This is a genomic window from Priestia sp. Y58, assembly GCF_029522095.1.
In the GTDB taxonomy this organism is placed as follows: domain Bacteria; phylum Bacillota; class Bacilli; order Bacillales; family Bacillaceae_H; genus Priestia; species Priestia megaterium_E.
Genome location: NZ_JAKWFL010000011.1, coordinates 121153 through 138121 on the forward strand (window position 1 = coordinate 121153; position 16969 = coordinate 138121).

A 16969-nucleotide genomic window follows, 5' to 3' on the forward strand; every position below is an offset into this window, starting at 1 on the left:
ATATAACGTGAAACTTTAATCAGTAGAGGAACCGGTATGTTCCTTTGCTGATTATTGTCTGTCTAATCGAAGAAAATACGGATGGAAGACAATCGAGAAAGGTGGAAATTATGAGTCAAGGAACGTTTAACGATACTTTTTTAAAAGCCTGTAGAGGGGAAAAAACGGATCATGTTCCGGTTTGGTATATGCGCCAAGCAGGGCGTTCACAGCCGGAATACCGAAAGCTAAAAGAGAAGTACTCTTTATTTGAAATCACTCATCAGCCGGAGCTTGGGGCATACGTAACACGCCTGCCCGTTGAACAGTACGGAGTGGATGCAGCTATTTTATATAAAGATATAATGTCACCGCTTCCTTCAATTGGAGTGGATGTTGAAATCAAGTCAGGAATTGGTCCTGTAATCTCTAATCCAATTCAATCTTTAAGCGATGTAGAAAAACTAGGAGAAATTACGCCGGAAGAAGATGTTCCGTATGTATTAGATACAATTAAGCTGTTAACAACAGAACAGTTAAACGTACCTCTAATTGGCTTTGCGGGTGCTCCTTTTACAGTGGCAAGCTATATGATTGAAGGAGGACCTTCAAAAAATTACAATAAAACAAAAGCATTTATGTATACGGAACCTAAAGCATGGTTTGCACTAATGGATAAGTTAGCAGATATGACGATTACATATGTAAAAGCGCAAATTGACGCTGGGGCAAAAGCCATTCAAATCTTTGATTCATGGGTAGGTGCTTTAAATGTAGCGGATTATCGTTACTTTATAAAACCTGTTATGGAGCGAATTTTTACCTCTTTACGTGAAAAAAAAGTACCGCTCATTATGTTTGGAGTAGGGGCAAGTCATTTGGCAAAAGAATGGCATGATCTGCCGTTGGATGTAGTGGGATTAGATTGGCGAACGCAGCTGGATGAAGCACGTGCATTAGGCTTAACAAAAACACTGCAAGGAAACTTAGATCCTGCTATTTTGTTAGCTCCATGGGAAGTTATTGAAGAACGTGTAACAGAAATATTAGATAAAGGGATGGCTAGTCCTGGTTACATCTTTAACTTGGGGCACGGCGTTTTTCCACAGGTTCAGCCGGAAACGTTGAAGCGTTTAACAACCTTTATTCATGAATATTCTGCAAATAGACAATAAATTGTCAAATAATTTGGAGCGCTAAACTTTGAATTTTTCTTTTTATTCATGGCAAAATGAAGACAAGTATTGAATCTAACAAAGAGGTGTCGAACACATGAGTAAAAAAGTAATGGGATTACTTGTAATGGCATATGGAACGCCATATAAAGAAGAAGATATTGAACGTTACTATACACATATTCGCCGCGGACGTAAACCTTCACCGGAAGCCTTAGAAGATTTACAAAACCGCTACGAAGCAATCGGGGGCATTTCACCTCTTGCAAAAATTACGCAACAGCAAATGGAAAGTCTGGAAAAGCGCTTGAATGAAGTGCAGGATGAAATTGAATTTAAAGCGTATCTTGGCTTAAAGCATATTGAACCGTTTGTTGAAGATGCAGTAGAAGCCATGCATAAAGACGGAATTAAAGAAGCGGTCAGCATTGTACTTGCACCTCACTTTTCAACGTTTAGCGTAAAATCCTATAATGGACGCGCCAAAGAAACGGCTGAAAAATTAGGAGGACCAATCATTCATTCTGTAGAAAGCTGGTACAGTGAGCCAAAGTTCATTCAGTACTGGGCTACACGTGTTAAACAAACGTTTGATTTAATAGACGAAGAGAAACGCCAAAAAGCCGTGTTGATTGTCTCTGCGCACAGCTTGCCGGAAAAAATTATTGCAGCAGGAGATCCATATCCAAATCAGCTTCAAGAAACAGCGGATTTAATTGCACAAGCCGCTGGTATTGAACATTATGAAATTGGCTGGCAAAGTGCTGGGAATACGCCAGAACCATGGATTGGTCCGGACGTACAAGATTTAACAAGAGAATTGCACGAAGAAAAAGGCTATACATCATTCGTTTATACTCCAGTTGGATTTATCGCAGATCACTTAGAAGTACTTTATGATAACGACTATGAATGCAAAGTTGTGACAGATGAAATTGGGGCTGATTATTACCGCCCTGAAATGCCCAATGCACAGCCTGAATTTATCGATGGGTTAGCTACAGTTGTTTTAAAACAGATTGCCCGTTAAGTCAATATAGATTCTTTGTACGTTGAACAGGGATGAAAAGTAAATTATAATCAATATAGAGAAAAGTAAGAAGCGAGCTATGGATTTCCATAATCGCTTCTCTTTATATTGAATTTTACAGAAAAGGCGATGATAACATGACGGATAGACGCAAAAAGGTTGTCATCATCGGTGGAGGAATAACAGGTCTTTCAGCTGCCTATTATTTGCAAAAAAAAATAAAGGATCATCAGCTGCCAATTGATCTTCAACTAATAGAAGCGACGCATCGGCTTGGTGGAAAAATTCAAACGGTCAAACGAGACGGGTATTTATTTGAAAAAGGTCCGGATTCATTTTTAGCGCGTAAGCTAGCTGCTACAAAACTGGCAAAAGAAGTAGGGCTAGGCAGGGAGCTAGTCGGAAATGAAAAAGGAAAATCCTATATTTTAGTAAAAGATACACCGCATGCGCTGCCTGATGGTGCTGTAATGGGGATACCAACCAAGTTATCTCCTTTTATCACAACAGGGTTATTTTCACCTGTTGGCAAGCTGCGCGCAGCAGCTGATTTTTTTATACCGAAGACAAAAAATCAGGATGACCGTTCGCTAGGCGTATTTTTTAGAAGACGGTTTGGTGATGAAGTTGTTGAAAATTTAATTGAGCCTCTATTATCAGGAATTTACGCAGGAGACGTTGATCGTTTGAGTTTACAATCAACATTTCCACAGTTTTTGCATGCTGAACATAAGTACAGAAGCTTAATTGTTGGAATGAAAAAGCTAAAAGAAATTCACCCACAGCACGGTGATGATTCGGAATTCAAAAAAAATAGCGTTTTTTTAACATTAAAAGAAGGCCTTCAATCGCTAGTAGATGGGGTAGAAAAAGCAATAGATCCTGATATTATTACAAAAGGAATAAAAGTAGAGAAAATTTATAAACAAGATACCGCATATGCATTATCTTTAAATAGCGGGAAAGTCATAAAAGCAGACAGCGTTATTGTAACTTCTCCTCATGCAGCTGCTCAGTCTATGCTTTCGGAATATAAAATATTCGAGCCGTTGAAGCATATGCCTTCCACTTCAGTAGCTACTGTTGTGATAGCCTTTGCACAAGAAGCGCTGCAAGACAATCTAGATGCAATGAACATCGCCGTTTCAAGAAATAGCGATTACACGATTACGGCGTGCACATGGCTGAATAAAAAGTGGCCGCATGCGGTTCCGGAAGGAAAAGTGCTGCTGAGATGTTTAGTTGGACGAACCGGGGATGAAGCTGTGGTGGATCAGCCTGACGATGAAATTTTTAAAATTGTCCTGGAGGATTTGAAGAAGCTCATCACCATTTCTGCTGACCCCGAATTTTACGCGGTAACGAGATGGAAGCAGTCAATGCCTCAGTATACGGTCGGACATCACGATATGCTAGATACGATGAATGAACAGCTTGAAAAAGAGCTTGCCGGTCTTTATGTAGCGGGAAGCTCATATGAAGGTCTGGGTATACCGGAATGTGTAGAGCAAGGAGAAGATGTGGCTAAAAAAGCGGTTAAATATGTGCAGCAACTAGAAGTGGAGCGGTGAATCAATGCTCCGCTTTTTTGTCTACTACCTGTAGAAGAGAAAGGTTATACTAAGAGAAGAGATTGTGGTTGAAAAGCAAAAGAAACTTATGCTATAGTAAAACCGTACTTGTTGACTGAAATATTCATTTGGTCAGAAAGAAGGGGATAACGTGGCGATAGACCGAAAGCAATCAGTTGTGGATGCAGCGTCAAAATCATTTGCGCTGTTTGGATATAAAGCAACGACTATGGAGCAAGTGGCGAAGCTTGCAAATGTCGGAAAAGGAACGATTTATACTTTTTTTAAAAACAAAGAAGAGTTATTCGATGAAATTGTTACACGAATGATTCGAGAAATGACAGATGCAGCTGAAACTGTCATTGATAGCAACCGTCCTTTTTTTGAAAATGCCCAAGCAGCTATTTTTCGAATCTTAGAATTCCGCACCGAGCATCAGCTCATGCTGAAGCTGGTACAGGAACAGCAGTTAGGCACTACAGCAGTGCAAGAAGTGCTGGTGCGAGTAGAAGAAGAGATTTTGACTTATATAAAAAACAAAATCGAAATTGCGATTTCTAAAAAAGAAATCAAACCGTGCAACCCAGAGCTCACAGCTTTTTTATTATTTAAAATGTACATTGCACTCGTCTATGATTGGGAAAAACGGCATGAGCCGCTTTCAGAAGAAAAAATTGCTGAATTAATTGAACTATATTTTTTACGCGGTCTGTCTCAGTGAGATGGGCTTTTTTCATAAAAAAACAAAAAAGGTCTCATGACGAGACCTTTTTTATTGTTCATTATCATCTTTTTTTACGCCGTTTAATTCTGTATTTCCTGTTTTTGCATCTTCTTCTTTTTGCTCTACTTCTTTTTCGCCTTCTTTTTTAAGATCGAAGTAAGCTTTTATTACGTCACCGGTAATAGTTTTACTTAACGTGTTAGATGTACCGGCTACATAAGCAGAAGGAATAACAACCGCTACTGCTACTTCCGGATTATCATAAGGCGCGTATGAAACGAATGTAGAGTTACGAACGCTTACCCCTTTATTAAAGGTTTCTGCGGTACCAGACTTACCAGCAATATTATACTGACGGTATTTTCCTGTGTTAAGTAAACGCCCTGTACCATGGGACCCTGTAACTACTTGGCGAAACCCTTGTTTGACAAGGTTAATTTCTGATTGGCCCATCGTAATACGGTTTAACACTTCTGGTTCAACAGAACTTTGAATACTTCCTTTTAGTTCGCTATCAAGCTCAGGTTCGCGGATTTCTTTTACTAAGTGCGGCTTCATGCGATATCCACCGTTAGCAATCGTTGAGATGTACTGAACAAGCTGAAGCGGTGTGTACGTATCATACTGTCCAATACCAAAATCCAGTGCTTTACCTGGTTCGTTTGTTACGGTATTGCGAATACCCGTTGATTCGTTTTCTAATTCGATGCCCGTTGAAATTCCAAGACCAAACTGGCTATAGTATGAGCGCAGCTTATTAAAGATAGACGGTGGAATGTTCAGTTTACCGCCAGGGCGGTACGTTTCACCAGCCATGCTCATAACCGTACGGTACATGAACACGTTTGACGATTGTTCCAAAGCATTTTGAATCCCAGTTGCTCCAATTTGGTGAGACGACTTTTTAATTGTTCCGCCAGCAAACTTCAGCGGCGCATCGTAAAAAACCGTACCGGGCTGAATAGCGCCTGAATCAAGTCCTGCTAGAACGGTCGCTCCTTTAACTGCGGAACCTACTTCATAAGAAGTGGTCATGTTACCAAGAGCAAAGTCTTGTACTTTACGTGCTCCGGTTTGCTTATCAGTAACAAGCTGTTTTCCGCCCATCGCTAAAATATCTCCCGTGTGAGGGTCCATCATAATAGCAAACGCGCGATCCATTAATCGTGAACCAGCAGCACCGGATGTCACAGCTTTTGTTAAAACATCTTCGACTTGTTTTTGAAGTTCCATATCAATTGTTAAAATTAAGTCACTGCCCCGCTGACCTTCTGTAACGGTCTCTTGACTCACTAAGTTGCCCGAGCGGTCCGTTACGTTTTGCACGCGAGCTTTTTGACCGCGAAGAACGTCTTCGTACTGCTTTTCTAAATAACTTTTTCCAACTCGGTCGTTACGGCTGTAGCCATGTGATAAATAGTACTGCAAGTTTTCGCTTGGCAATCCTTCATCTGCTGATGTGATTTTACCAAGCAGCGTGCTAAGTAAGTCATCGTATGTATACATACGGTCCCAGTAAGTTGTCGTATCGACGCCCGGTAAGTCACCCAGCTGCTCACTAATAACGGCAAGCTCTTTATCGGTTAAGCCGCTTTTAATAATTTGAGCAGTTAACGCGTACCCGCCTTCCATCTTGCTTTTAATGGCAATCACTTCAAGGTCATCTTTCACCGATAAAAGTTCACTTTTTGTGATGCGCTTTAGCTGAAGAGGATATAAATCATCTTCAGAAAGTTGACCTTCTTTTACTTTTTGCTTATCCGCTGCGGTAATTTTCTTCGCTGCTGCTTTTGGATGAGTTGCAATCCAGTAATCTTTTAAGTCGCGTTCTGTTAGCTTAATCGTATTTTTATCTTTCTTTTTATCCGATTTGCCAAACACGTCTGTTGTAACAGGAACATCAATAAGAGTAGCAAGCTTTTTAGCCACTTTTAGTTTGTCTTCTTGAGTGACGCCTTTCAAACGCGTGTACGTGACAGCGTTCAACGGTTTATTATCCACGATAACGCGGTCATAGCGGTCTAGCATCTTTCCGCGAGGAACCGGTGAATCTACCGTTTCATCTTCTGTTTTTTCAACTTCTCGTTTATAGTTCTCTCCGTACACGATCTGTACGAAGCCTAATCGTAAAATGAGTGCAGAAAAAAGCAGGAAAACCACAATAAACAGCCAGTTAATTCGAAATGAGACATGTGTTTTTTTGCGCTTTTTAGTTTTCATGTAAACCCCTTCACTTTGTTTATACAAGTTAAAAAAATTCATAAATTTTCTTATGAATCTATCACTCTACATATTAACATAATTTTGTCTATAAATGTTATTAGGTGGAATAAAACAGACAAAAAATTTATAGAAATTTTTGCGGAAGAAGAGAGACCTGTCGAAGGGTGCTGAAGGGGTTGTTCAATATTTTCCACTCGGTTGTTCAATATTGTTACCTGTTCAAATGTCCTAGAATCGGTAAAATAAAGAGAGATAGATATCAAGGGGGGCAAAACGAATGAAAATGAAAAGGCTTTCAATAATGTCTGGCGTGTTAGCAACATCACTTTTATTTGCGACAGCATGTTCAAACTCAGGTACGGATTCAAAAGCAAGTAAATCAACAGGCTCAGGTGATCAAGTTGTTATTGATATGTTCCAGTTCAAAGTGGAAATTGCAGATCAGCTGAAAGAATTAACGGATGAATATACAAAAGAACATCCAAACGTAAAGTTTAACATCCAAACAGTCGGCGGAGGCGCGGACTATGGTGCGGCATTAAAAGCACAGTTTGCCTCTGGAAATGAACCTGATATCTTTAACAATGGAGGGTTCCAAGAAGCGCAAACGTGGAAGGATAAATTAGAAGATCTATCTGATCAGCCGTGGGTAGATAATCTGTATGATATCGCCAAAGAACCGATGACAATGGACGGGAAAATTTATGGTCAGCCGCTAAACTTAGAAGGTTATGGTTTTATTTATAATAAAGATTTATTTGAAAAAGCAGGCATTAAAGAATTACCTAAAACGCTGTCAGAATTAGAAGCAGCTTCTAAAAAGCTTAAAGCAAAAGGCATTACGCCATTTTCTAATGGATACGGCGAGTGGTGGGTGCTAGGCAACCACTTATTTAATATTCCAATGGCACAGCAAGACGATCCAGATGCGTTTATTAAAGGTCTAAACGAAGGAAAAGCAAAATTTGAAGGCAATGAAACGTTTAAGCAATTTATGAATCTGTTCGATTTAACGTTAAAGTATGGAAATAAAAATCCACTAACGACAGACTACAATACACAAGTTACTCAATTTGCTTCTGGGGAAACAGCAATGATGCAACAAGGTAACTGGACGGTAAATATGATTACGAAAATCAATCCGGACATGAAAATGGGCTTTATTCCAATGCCAATCAGCAACGATGCAAAGAAAAATGATAAACTAGCAATCGGAGTTCCAAATAACTGGGTAGTGAACAAAAATGCGCCAGATGCAGATAAAAAAGCAGCGAAGGAATTCTTAAATTGGATGGTTTCTTCTAAAGAGGGTCAAAAATTCTTAGTTGAAAAGTTCAAGTTCATTCCAGCGTTCAAAAACATCGATGGAAAAGGAATCGATTCTTTATCTGATGATATCTTAAAATACTCCGAAGAAGGTAAAACATTATCTTGGAACTGGTTTAAGTATCCGGAAGGAACGGTTCAAGAAGTCGGCGCAGCAATGCAGTCTTACGCAGGCAAGCAAATGACGGAAGAAGAGTTTATGAAGAAATTAGATACAATTTGGGCAAAAATGAAAAAATAAACAAGAAGTCCGCGTGGAAAACGCGGACTTTTTGGTGTGAAAAAATAGTTGGTTAGATTTATAGCTATGAAAAAATAATAGTCAATTGAAAGCGCTTTTAATGTATAATAATAGTCATAATGTATGACATTAGTCAAAGGAGGTTATTTGTGAAAGGATGGAGCATACGCAAGAAATTAATTTTGTTTTTCTTATTTGCAACGGTTATTCCATTTTTAATTTCGACGATTTTTACGTATCAGTACACAAAAGAAACGGTTAAGAATCGATTTATTTCTACCAACTATCAAGTTATTAAAAATGGAAGCAATGATTTGAGTGATTACTTAAATGAAATTGCTAATATTACAAAAAGGCTGTACGGCTACCACCCATTTATTAAAGTGCTAGATGAAGGTGTATCAAGTGACTTAGGAGCCAATCAGCTGGAAATATCACGAACTCTTCTTTATTTATATAATACTCGTCCAGAGATTGAACAGCTCCATCTTTACATTGAAAACGGGCATGACTCGTATACAGCTTATAATTCGAAAGTGAGCAGCAGAGGGAAGTACGATGATATTTACACTCAGCCTTACTATTCTTATTTAAATAAAAATCATAAATTTCTTGTGATTGAGCCTACTCATGAAATTTATAGCTACAATAATTTATCAACGTTAATTGATTCACTTCCGAATCAAGTTATTAGCTTTCATCAGCGGATTGATGAGATTCCATCAGACAAGTTGTTAGCTTATCTATCTTTAGACATTAATATGACACAAATCCAATCTATATCGCAGCGTCTATATAATGAAGAGTCAGAAGATTTTTATTTAATGAACAATAGAGGGAAGGTTTTGTATTCCTCTGATTCAAAGGTTATTGGAAAAAATGAAAACTACCCGTGGATGAAGGCGCTCACTTCTCAAAAAGACCATAGCATGGAATGGGAGGATAAAAGCTTCTCAGGCGTATTAATGTATGAAAAGCTTAAACAGCCCTTTGAGGACTTGTACATTGTGAAACGAATTCCTTACAGTGTTTTATATGAGGATGCAAGAAAGACAGCACTTATGAATGTATTAATTGGCCTGCCATTTCTGTGTATGCTCGTTATCGCTACGCTTTTTATATCAGTACGTTTTACACAGCCGATTAACGTATTGATTCGCAATATGAAAGAAGTGGAAAAAGGATCATTTGAGGTGCGGTTTAAGTCGCTTGGAAACGATGAATTTGGTGTTTTAGGAAGGCATTTTACCTCTATGGTAGAAACAATTAATGACTTGATTGAACGTAAATTTCGATTGGAATTAGAAAATAAATCAACGCAGCTAAAAGTGCTGCAGTCACAAATTAATCCGCATTTTTTATACAACGCATTTCAATCGATTGGAACTCTTGCTCTTAAGCATAAAGCAGTTGAAGTATATTCTTTATTAACCTCACTTTCGCACATTATGCGTTACAGCATGAATATGAAAGAGGATATCGTTAGCTTAAAGCAAGAAGTCGATCACGTAAAAGCTTTCTTAAGTCTGCAAAAGCAGCGGTTTGGTTCAAAGTTTGAGTATGAGTTAAATATTGAAAAAGAGGCAGAGCTTATGCGAATACCGAAAATGATTTTGCAGCCTCTTGTTGAGAATTCTTTTAAGCATGGATTCGAAACCCGCACAGGAAGCGGAAAGCTGTTGATTTCAGCGGATCTGAACGGCGAAGAACTGATTCTAACTGTTTCTGATAACGGAAAAGGGATAGGAGAGCAAGAGTTGAATCAATTAAAAACGAGACTTCAGCAATCGTATAATCAAACAGATGAGCATATTGGGTTGCAAAACATTTATGAACGACTTCGCATCTACTATGGAGATCATGCTTCAATGCAAATTAGCAGTCGAGAAAATCACAATTTTACCGTTGTCATAAAGCTAACAACAATTGAGGAAAAGAGGGATAGTGATGAAAGTATTAATCGTGGATGATGAAGAGCATGTAAGAGAAGGAATAAAGCTGCTTGGACAGTGGGAAGAGCATGAAATTACAGATGTGATAGAAGCTGATAGCGGTGAGCAAGCGATTGCGCTTATCGAGGATCATGGACCGGAAATCATTTTTACTGATATGAAGATGCCTAATATCGATGGAATTGCTTTGTTGGAGTGGATTAAAGAGAATTCGCCTTCTAGCAAAACGATTGTGGTAACAGGGTATGATGACTACCACTATATGCGTAAAGCTATTCATTTTGGAAGTACGGATTACATTCTAAAGCCAGTGGATCCTTCGATTTTAAACGATACGCTTGTACGAGCTGTAACCCAATGGAAGAAAGAAGAAGAGTCCAGAAAAGTCCATAACAGCAGCTATCGTTTAATCAATGAAATGAAGCCGATTTATCGAGATCGAAAACTGACGCAGTTAATGAACAATTATTTGCTAAATCAATCAATCTATGAAGAGTTTGGTTTCCATCTGACTAGAGAATATGAAGTGGGGATTGTACGTGTAGATGAATCCATTATTCGTTCTTTTGGCGGTGACCGGGATTTAGCCTATTTTTCAATTTTAAATGTAATCAATGAAATGCTGATGGCAGAAGAAAATGGGGTAGCCTTCCGTTATTTATCAAATAAGTGGGAAATTATCATTATATTTTGGAATGACTTTGAACGTATAACCTCTTTACTGACGACTTTACATACAGCAATTCGCCGTACGCTAGACGTGAGCTGTCGGATTGCAAGAGGGTGCAAAGTTTCTTCTATTGATCAGCTAATGAAATCCTATGAACATGCGAAAAACTCGCTTTTATTAAGCAATGTTCTTGATCAAAATAAAGTGAAGGTCTACGGTGAGCAAGACGTTTTAGCAAGTGCTTTATTAATAAATATGATGGACTATAACAGTAAAATTGAAGAAGCGCTGCAAGTCGGGAAGTTTGAAGCCTTTTTGCCGGTATTCAACGAAATTATCACAGCTTTTGAAGCGCAAAATTATCTCTCATTAAAGCAAATTCTGCATTTTGAGCAGGAATATCAGCTGTTAAGTCAGCATTGGTTAAAAAGATATCACATTCCTTATACGATAAATAACGGTCCTGAATATGTCCTTTCTTTTTTCTATAACCAAGATGGGCAGTTTCAGCTAGCAAAGTATGTAGAGAGAAAGAAGCGTGAAGTAAAGCGTTTTTTAAAAGTAGTAAAAAGGTATAGCAAGCAAAACAATCGCGACGTTATTTATGAGATCGAACAATATTTGCAGCAAAATTTTCATCGAGATGTGAAGCTTCAAGAGATATCGGAACGTTTCTATTTAAGCCGTGAATACATTTCGAGGAAATTTAAGCAAGAATTTCAAGAAAACATTTCAGATTATATGGTGAAAGTCAGAATGAATAAAGCCAAATCACTTTTACTAAATGAAGAACTAAAAATCTATGAAATTGCGAATATGATTGGATATCATGATGATAAATACTTTCGAAAAGTGTTTAAAAAAGTAGAAGGCATTACGCCAAACGAGTATCGAAGTTTGACCGTATAAAAAAAAGCTGAAACTGTTTTATAACAGTTTCAGCTTTTTTTATTTCATGATATCTAGACAGTGATCGCATTTATTTCCGTAGCACTCATGCTGTTCCTCGATGTCGTTTCCGCATTCTACGCACTTTTTATTGGGTAATCTTTTGAAAAATTCAGTCATCTTTTCTAACATTTTAAATCCCCTCCGTTGTCTTTTGTTACTAACATTGTATTATAACAGATGATAAAATGTCAATTATGTTTTATAACAATTTAGCCTATTTTGCTATTCTAAGTGGTTATTTGTTATATAACAATGAGTTATTTTGATAAAATGGCCGAAACGAGTGCCTTTCAGTTAGTTTTCAAAAAAAAGTAGGGTATACTGAACGTAATAAAAATAGTACGAAAGGGTGATTAAAATGAAAGTAACTGTTATTGGTTTTTGGGGAGGATATCCAGCTGTTTCAGAGGCTACTTCTAGCTATTTAGTGGAGCACGATGGTTTTAAGCTGCTTGTTGATTGCGGAAGCGGTGCATTGGCTCAGCTGCAAAAATATGCAAAGCCAGAAGAAATAGATGCTATGATTTTATCTCATTATCATCATGATCACGTGGCTGATGTCGGAGTATTTCAATATGCACGCCTCATTCAGACTCATCTAGGTAACGCTGTTAAGGAACTTTCTATTTACGGACATACATATGATCAGGAAAGCTTCAACAAACTTACTCATAAAGGAATTACTAAAGGGGTAGAGTATGATCCGAGTCAAAAACTTGAAGTTGGGCCTTTTACCATCGAATTTATGAAAACGAAACATCCAGTCGTTTGTTATGCCATGAGAGTAAGCGCCGGCAATCAAACTGTCGTGTACACAGCGGACTCTAGCTATTTGGAAGAGTTTGTTTCCTTCTCAGAAGAAGCAGATCTTCTTATTTGTGAATGTAATTTTTATGCTAACCAAGATGGAAGAGGCGCTGGACACATGACAAGTACAGAAGCCGGGACACTTGCTTCAAAAGCAAGTGTCAAACACCTCATGCTTACTCACCTTCCGCACTATGGAGAACATCAACAGCTAGTAGAGGAAGCTGCTGCTCATTATAGAGGTACGCTTACGTTAGCTGAATCAGGATATGTATGGGAATAACAAGGAGGAAAATGAATGTTATTTATTGATAATCAAAAAAACTATGATCCCCGAATTAACTTAGCAATTGAAGAGTATGCGCTCAAGCATCTAGACATTAATGAGACATATCTGCTGTTTTATATTAATGAACCTTCTATTATTATTGGAAAAAACCAGAACACCATTGAGGAGATTAATACAAAATATGTTGAAGATCAGCAAATTCATGTAGTGAGACGTCTATCTGGAGGCGGTGCCGTTTATCATGATAAAGGAAATTTAAACTTCAGCTTTATTACAAAAGACGATGGAAATAGCTTTCATAATTTTAAAAAGTTTACTGAGCCGGTCGTGGAAGCGTTAAAGAAATTAGGAGTTAATGCTGAGCTAAGCGGACGAAATGATTTAATGGCCGAAGGACGGAAAATTTCTGGAAATGCTCAGTTTTCAACGAAAGGGAGAATGTTCAGTCATGGAACTCTTCTTTTTGATTCAGAGATTGAAAACGTCGTATCAGCGTTAAAAGTAAAAAAAGATAAAATTGAATCCAAAGGCATTAAATCTATTCGAAATAGAGTAGCAAATATCAGCGAATTTTTAGAACAGAAAGTAACGGTGGAAGAATTTAGAGAAATGCTGCTTCGGTATATCTTTGACGGAGAAGAAAATATAACAGAATATAAACTAACGGAAAAAGATTGGGAAACGATTCATCAAATTTCTAAAGAGCGCTATCAGTCATGGGATTGGAACTATGGAAAATCACCTAAATTTAACTTACAGCACTCTCACCGCTTTCCTGTGGGACAAATTGACGTTCGTTTAGAAGTGAATAAAGGAAAAATCGATGCTTGCACCATTTACGGAGATTTCTTTGGAGTGGGGGATGTCCAGGAAGTACAGGAAAAATTAACAGGTGTTCGTTATGAAAAAGCTTCTATTGAACAAGCCTTAGAAGACATCGATATTCCACATTATTTTGGTAATATTACAAAAGAAGAGTTTGTTGAATTAATCTATTAAGAAAAAAGTCTGCTACATCAGGCTTTTTTTCTTTTTAAACAGATGAGTCTTGTCAATAGAACAGCAGTAACATTATAATAGAATAGAAGAAGTAAGAATTTTTACATTATTATGACTTAATAATGAATGGTTGTTCATTCATTCGTTATTAAAAGGAGGAAGTTATGAGATGAATTTGTCAGCACAGCTTCATAAAACAGCTGAGCAATTTCCACAAAAATCGGCATATGTTTTTATGGACCAGGAAACATCTTATGCAGATCTTGATGCATTGGTATCTAAGTTTGCTAGTGGTCTGAAGCAGTTAGGTGTAAAAAAAGGAGATCATATCGCTTTGATTGTCGGCAACTCGCCTCATTTTGTGATTGGATTGTACGGTGCTCTTCGAGTAGGAGCTACTGTTATACCGATTAATCCTATTTACACAGCGGATGAAATTAGCTACATGCTTCAGGATGGAGATGTAAAAGCAGTTATTGCGGTTGATTTACTTCTCCCTATTTTAAAGAAAATCATTGGACACGCTCCATTTTTGGAACACGTTATCTTATGTGAAACGACAGATACAGTAGAAAATATACCTTCTTATTTTCACACGTTTTCGCAAGTTGTAAACAGAGGGGAAGCTACATATGATTTTCTGGAGTTAAAAGAAGAAGATGTGGCCCTCATTCTGTATACGTCAGGAACAACTGGAAAACCAAAAGGAGCTATGCTTACACATAAAAATATTTATTCAAATGCTCAAGACGTAGCAGATTATTTAAGTATAAATGGAAATGACCGAGTCGTAGCTGCTTTGCCGATGTTTCACGTATTTTGTTTAACTGTTTCATTGAATGCGCCTTTAATGAATGGAGGGACTATATTAATTGAACCAAAATTCAGTCCATCTTCTATATTTGAATTAATTCAAAATCGACAAGCGACTATTTTTGCGGGCGTTCCCACAATGTATAATTTCTTACTTCAGCACGACAAAGGGAAAAAAGAGCACTTTCACACGGTAAGGCTTTGTATATCAGGCGGGGCATCAATGCCGGTGGCACTTCTAACCAATTTTGAACGTAAGTTTGGGGTAATGGTAGCAGAAGGGTATGGATTATCTGAGGCTTCTCCTGTGACGTGTTTCAATCCTATTGATCGAGAGAGAAAAGCCGGTTCTATAGGCACATCTATTATGAATGTTGAAAATAAAGTGGTAAACGAACTAGGAGAAGAAGTAGAAGTAGGACAAGTCGGCGAACTTATTGTCAAAGGCCCTAACGTGATGAAAGGGTATTACAAGCTTCCTGAAGACACGGAATATGCTCTCCGAGATGGTTGGCTGTATACAGGTGACTTAGCAAGAATGGATAAGGAAGGTTATTTTTATATCGTTGACCGTAAAAAAGATTTAATTATCGTAGGAGGATATAACGTTTACCCTCGCGAAGTAGAAGAAGTGCTATATGCGCATCGGAATATTGTAGAAGTGGCTGTTATTGGAGTCCCTGATCCTTCCTTAGGTGAATGTGTGAAGTGTTACGTGGTTTGCAATAATCAAGAGATAACGGAAGAGAAGCTTATTGCCTACTGCAAAGAGCACCTTGCTAAATATAAAGTGCCAAGTGAAATTGAATTTTTAAAAGAACTTCCTAAAAATACAACGGGAAAAATTTTACGTCGTGCACTGAAGCAACAAGTATCCCAGGAGCGATAAAATGAAAGCGATTCCAAGTCGGAGGTGGTAAAAGGATGTCATCTATTTCTTATGAAATAAAGGGACACGTAGCCCATGTGATACTGAACCGTCCAGAAGCGATGAATGCTTTTAATTACGATATGCTTAAAGAATTGGAAGAAGTAATTGAAGGAATTCGTATTCAAAAAGATATTCGAGTTGTGACGTTTAAAGGGGCGGGTGAAAAGTCTTTTAGTGTAGGGGCCGATTTAAAAGAACGTAAAACCCTCTCTGATCAAGAGGTAAAGCGCAATATTTACAAAATAGGAGAAGTGTTTTCGAAGATAGAGCAGCTTCCTCAGCCAACGATAGCAATCATCAATGGATATGCATTTGGAGGAGGAATGGAGCTGGCTTTAGCATGTGATTTCCGGATTGCTTCAACCGAAGCGCTTATGGGTTTAACGGAAACAAGCTTAGCGATTATACCAGGCGCAGGAGGAACACAGCGTCTCCCTCGGTTAGTTGGGGAAGCAAAAGCAATGGAACTAATTTTAACAGCTCAGCGTCTCTCAGCATCAGAAGCGAAAGAATGTGGTCTAGTAACGAAGGTGACTCCCGGATATGAAATAGAAGAAACAATAGATATTTTTATCTCTCTTTTATTGAAAAATGGGCCAATTGCACTTCAGCAAGCAAAATTTGCTATTAAAGAAGGAATGAAGGCCGATTTGCAGACTGGTTTGCAAATTGAACGAAAAGCATATGAGTTAACGATTCCGACAGAAGATCGTCTCGAGGCGCTTCAAGCATTTGCTGAGAAGAGAAGGCCTAGTTTTAAAGGGAAATAAGAAAGGGCTGTCTAATGGACAGCTCTTTTTTAGTTTCTTCTATAGGAATAATAAAAAAGAATATGTAAAAGCGCAGGAACACAGAAGGCAAAGTTACAGCTGGCTTTTGCCTATAATATTTACTATAATACGGTGCAGTAGTCATTGTTCAAATCTATAAATAATAGTTTTTAATTTTTTCTTTAAAAACCGTTGACTTTAGTTAAAATATATTTTATTATTATAAAGCGTCGTTGAGACATACCGTTAACAACGAAGCTAAAAAAAGATTTTCAAAAAGTTGTTGACATTACGTTAAAAACTTGATAAGATAATAAAGTCGCTTAAGGGCGGCGGTTGAACTTTGAAAACTGAACAAAGCGACAAACGTCAACGTTAAATTTTATTTTTAAATTGAGCAAGTCAAACATTTCTTCGGAGAGTTTGATCCTGGCTCAGGATGAACGCTGGCGGCGTGCCTAATACATGCAAGTCGAGCGAACTGATTAGAAGCTTGCTTCTATGACGTTAGCGGCGGA

13 protein-coding genes and 1 rRNA gene are annotated in these 16969 nt (G+C 38.0%); 12 read left to right on the forward strand and 2 right to left on the reverse strand.

What is annotated here, in order from left to right; all coding sequences use genetic code 11:
- Positions 1-110: 110 nt before the first annotated feature.
- From hemE to MMB68_RS24455, 4 genes are all read left to right on the forward strand, one after another.
- The gene (gene hemE / locus MMB68_RS24440; RefSeq protein ID WP_221785138.1) at positions 111-1154 is read left to right on the forward strand and encodes a uroporphyrinogen decarboxylase; all 1044 of its coding nucleotides are present in this window, start codon (positions 111-113) and stop codon (positions 1152-1154) included.
- A 97-nt stretch (positions 1155-1251) separates the two neighbouring features.
- Entirely contained in the window at positions 1252-2184 is a 933-nt protein-coding gene (hemH, locus tag MMB68_RS24445; RefSeq protein WP_013055330.1) for a ferrochelatase, read from the forward strand.
- Between the two features lie 137 nt (positions 2185-2321).
- Positions 2322-3755 (forward strand): protoporphyrinogen oxidase, encoded by a 1434-nt coding sequence (hemY, locus tag MMB68_RS24450; protein WP_221785137.1) that lies wholly within the window; start codon positions 2322-2324, stop codon positions 3753-3755.
- 151 nt (positions 3756-3906) lie between these two features.
- Positions 3907-4476, forward strand: a complete 570-nt coding sequence (locus MMB68_RS24455) for a TetR/AcrR family transcriptional regulator (RefSeq protein ID WP_013081690.1) — start codon at positions 3907-3909, stop codon at positions 4474-4476.
- A gap of 51 nt (positions 4477-4527) precedes the next feature.
- On the opposite strand, the gene MMB68_RS24460 is transcribed toward MMB68_RS24455, so the two are convergent.
- Positions 4528-6699 carry a peptidoglycan D,D-transpeptidase FtsI family protein gene (locus tag MMB68_RS24460; protein WP_264408875.1) on the reverse strand — a complete coding sequence of 724 codons (2172 nt, stop codon included), beginning with the start codon at positions 6697-6699 and terminating at the stop codon, positions 4528-4530.
- A 280-nt stretch (positions 6700-6979) separates the two neighbouring features.
- On the opposite strand from MMB68_RS24460, the gene MMB68_RS24465 reads away from it, so the two are divergent.
- The 3 genes from MMB68_RS24465 to MMB68_RS24475 all read left to right on the forward strand — a co-directional run bounded on the left by MMB68_RS24465 (position 6980) and on the right by MMB68_RS24475 (position 11800).
- Positions 6980-8269: an ABC transporter substrate-binding protein gene (locus MMB68_RS24465; protein ID WP_013081692.1), complete on the forward strand. Its 1290-nt coding sequence runs from the start codon at positions 6980-6982 to the stop codon at positions 8267-8269.
- A gap of 149 nt (positions 8270-8418) precedes the next feature.
- A complete protein-coding gene (locus MMB68_RS24470; RefSeq protein WP_277549451.1) occupies positions 8419-10239 on the forward strand; it encodes a cache domain-containing sensor histidine kinase in 1821 nt (606 codons plus the stop codon).
- On the forward strand, positions 10217-11800 hold the full coding sequence (locus MMB68_RS24475) for a response regulator (protein WP_221785134.1): 1584 nt from the start codon (positions 10217-10219) through the stop codon (positions 11798-11800). The genes MMB68_RS24470 and MMB68_RS24475 overlap by 23 nt, the downstream gene beginning before the upstream one ends.
- A gap of 39 nt (positions 11801-11839) precedes the next feature.
- Here MMB68_RS24475 and yhfH read toward each other — a convergent pair whose 3' ends face one another.
- Positions 11840-11971, reverse strand: a complete 132-nt coding sequence (gene yhfH, locus MMB68_RS24480; protein ID WP_013055337.1) for a protein YhfH — start codon at positions 11969-11971, stop codon at positions 11840-11842.
- A gap of 229 nt (positions 11972-12200) precedes the next feature.
- On the opposite strand from yhfH, the gene MMB68_RS24485 reads away from it, so the two are divergent.
- The 5 genes from MMB68_RS24485 to MMB68_RS24505 form a co-directional block, all read left to right on the forward strand.
- On the forward strand, positions 12201-12932 hold the full coding sequence (locus tag MMB68_RS24485; RefSeq protein WP_221785133.1) for an MBL fold metallo-hydrolase: 732 nt from the start codon (positions 12201-12203) through the stop codon (positions 12930-12932).
- Positions 12933-12947: 15 nt separating this feature from the next.
- Positions 12948-13937: a lipoate--protein ligase gene (gene lplA, locus MMB68_RS24490; protein WP_013055339.1), complete on the forward strand. Its 990-nt coding sequence runs from the start codon at positions 12948-12950 to the stop codon at positions 13935-13937.
- A gap of 169 nt (positions 13938-14106) precedes the next feature.
- On the forward strand, positions 14107-15639 hold the full coding sequence (locus MMB68_RS24495) for a fatty acid--CoA ligase family protein (RefSeq protein WP_277549453.1): 1533 nt from the start codon (positions 14107-14109) through the stop codon (positions 15637-15639).
- A gap of 35 nt (positions 15640-15674) precedes the next feature.
- Positions 15675-16451 (forward strand): enoyl-CoA hydratase-related protein, encoded by a 777-nt coding sequence (locus tag MMB68_RS24500; RefSeq protein WP_277549454.1) that lies wholly within the window; start codon positions 15675-15677, stop codon positions 16449-16451.
- 411 nt (positions 16452-16862) lie between these two features.
- A 16S ribosomal RNA gene (locus MMB68_RS24505) occupies positions 16863-16969 on the forward strand; the annotation flags it as partial.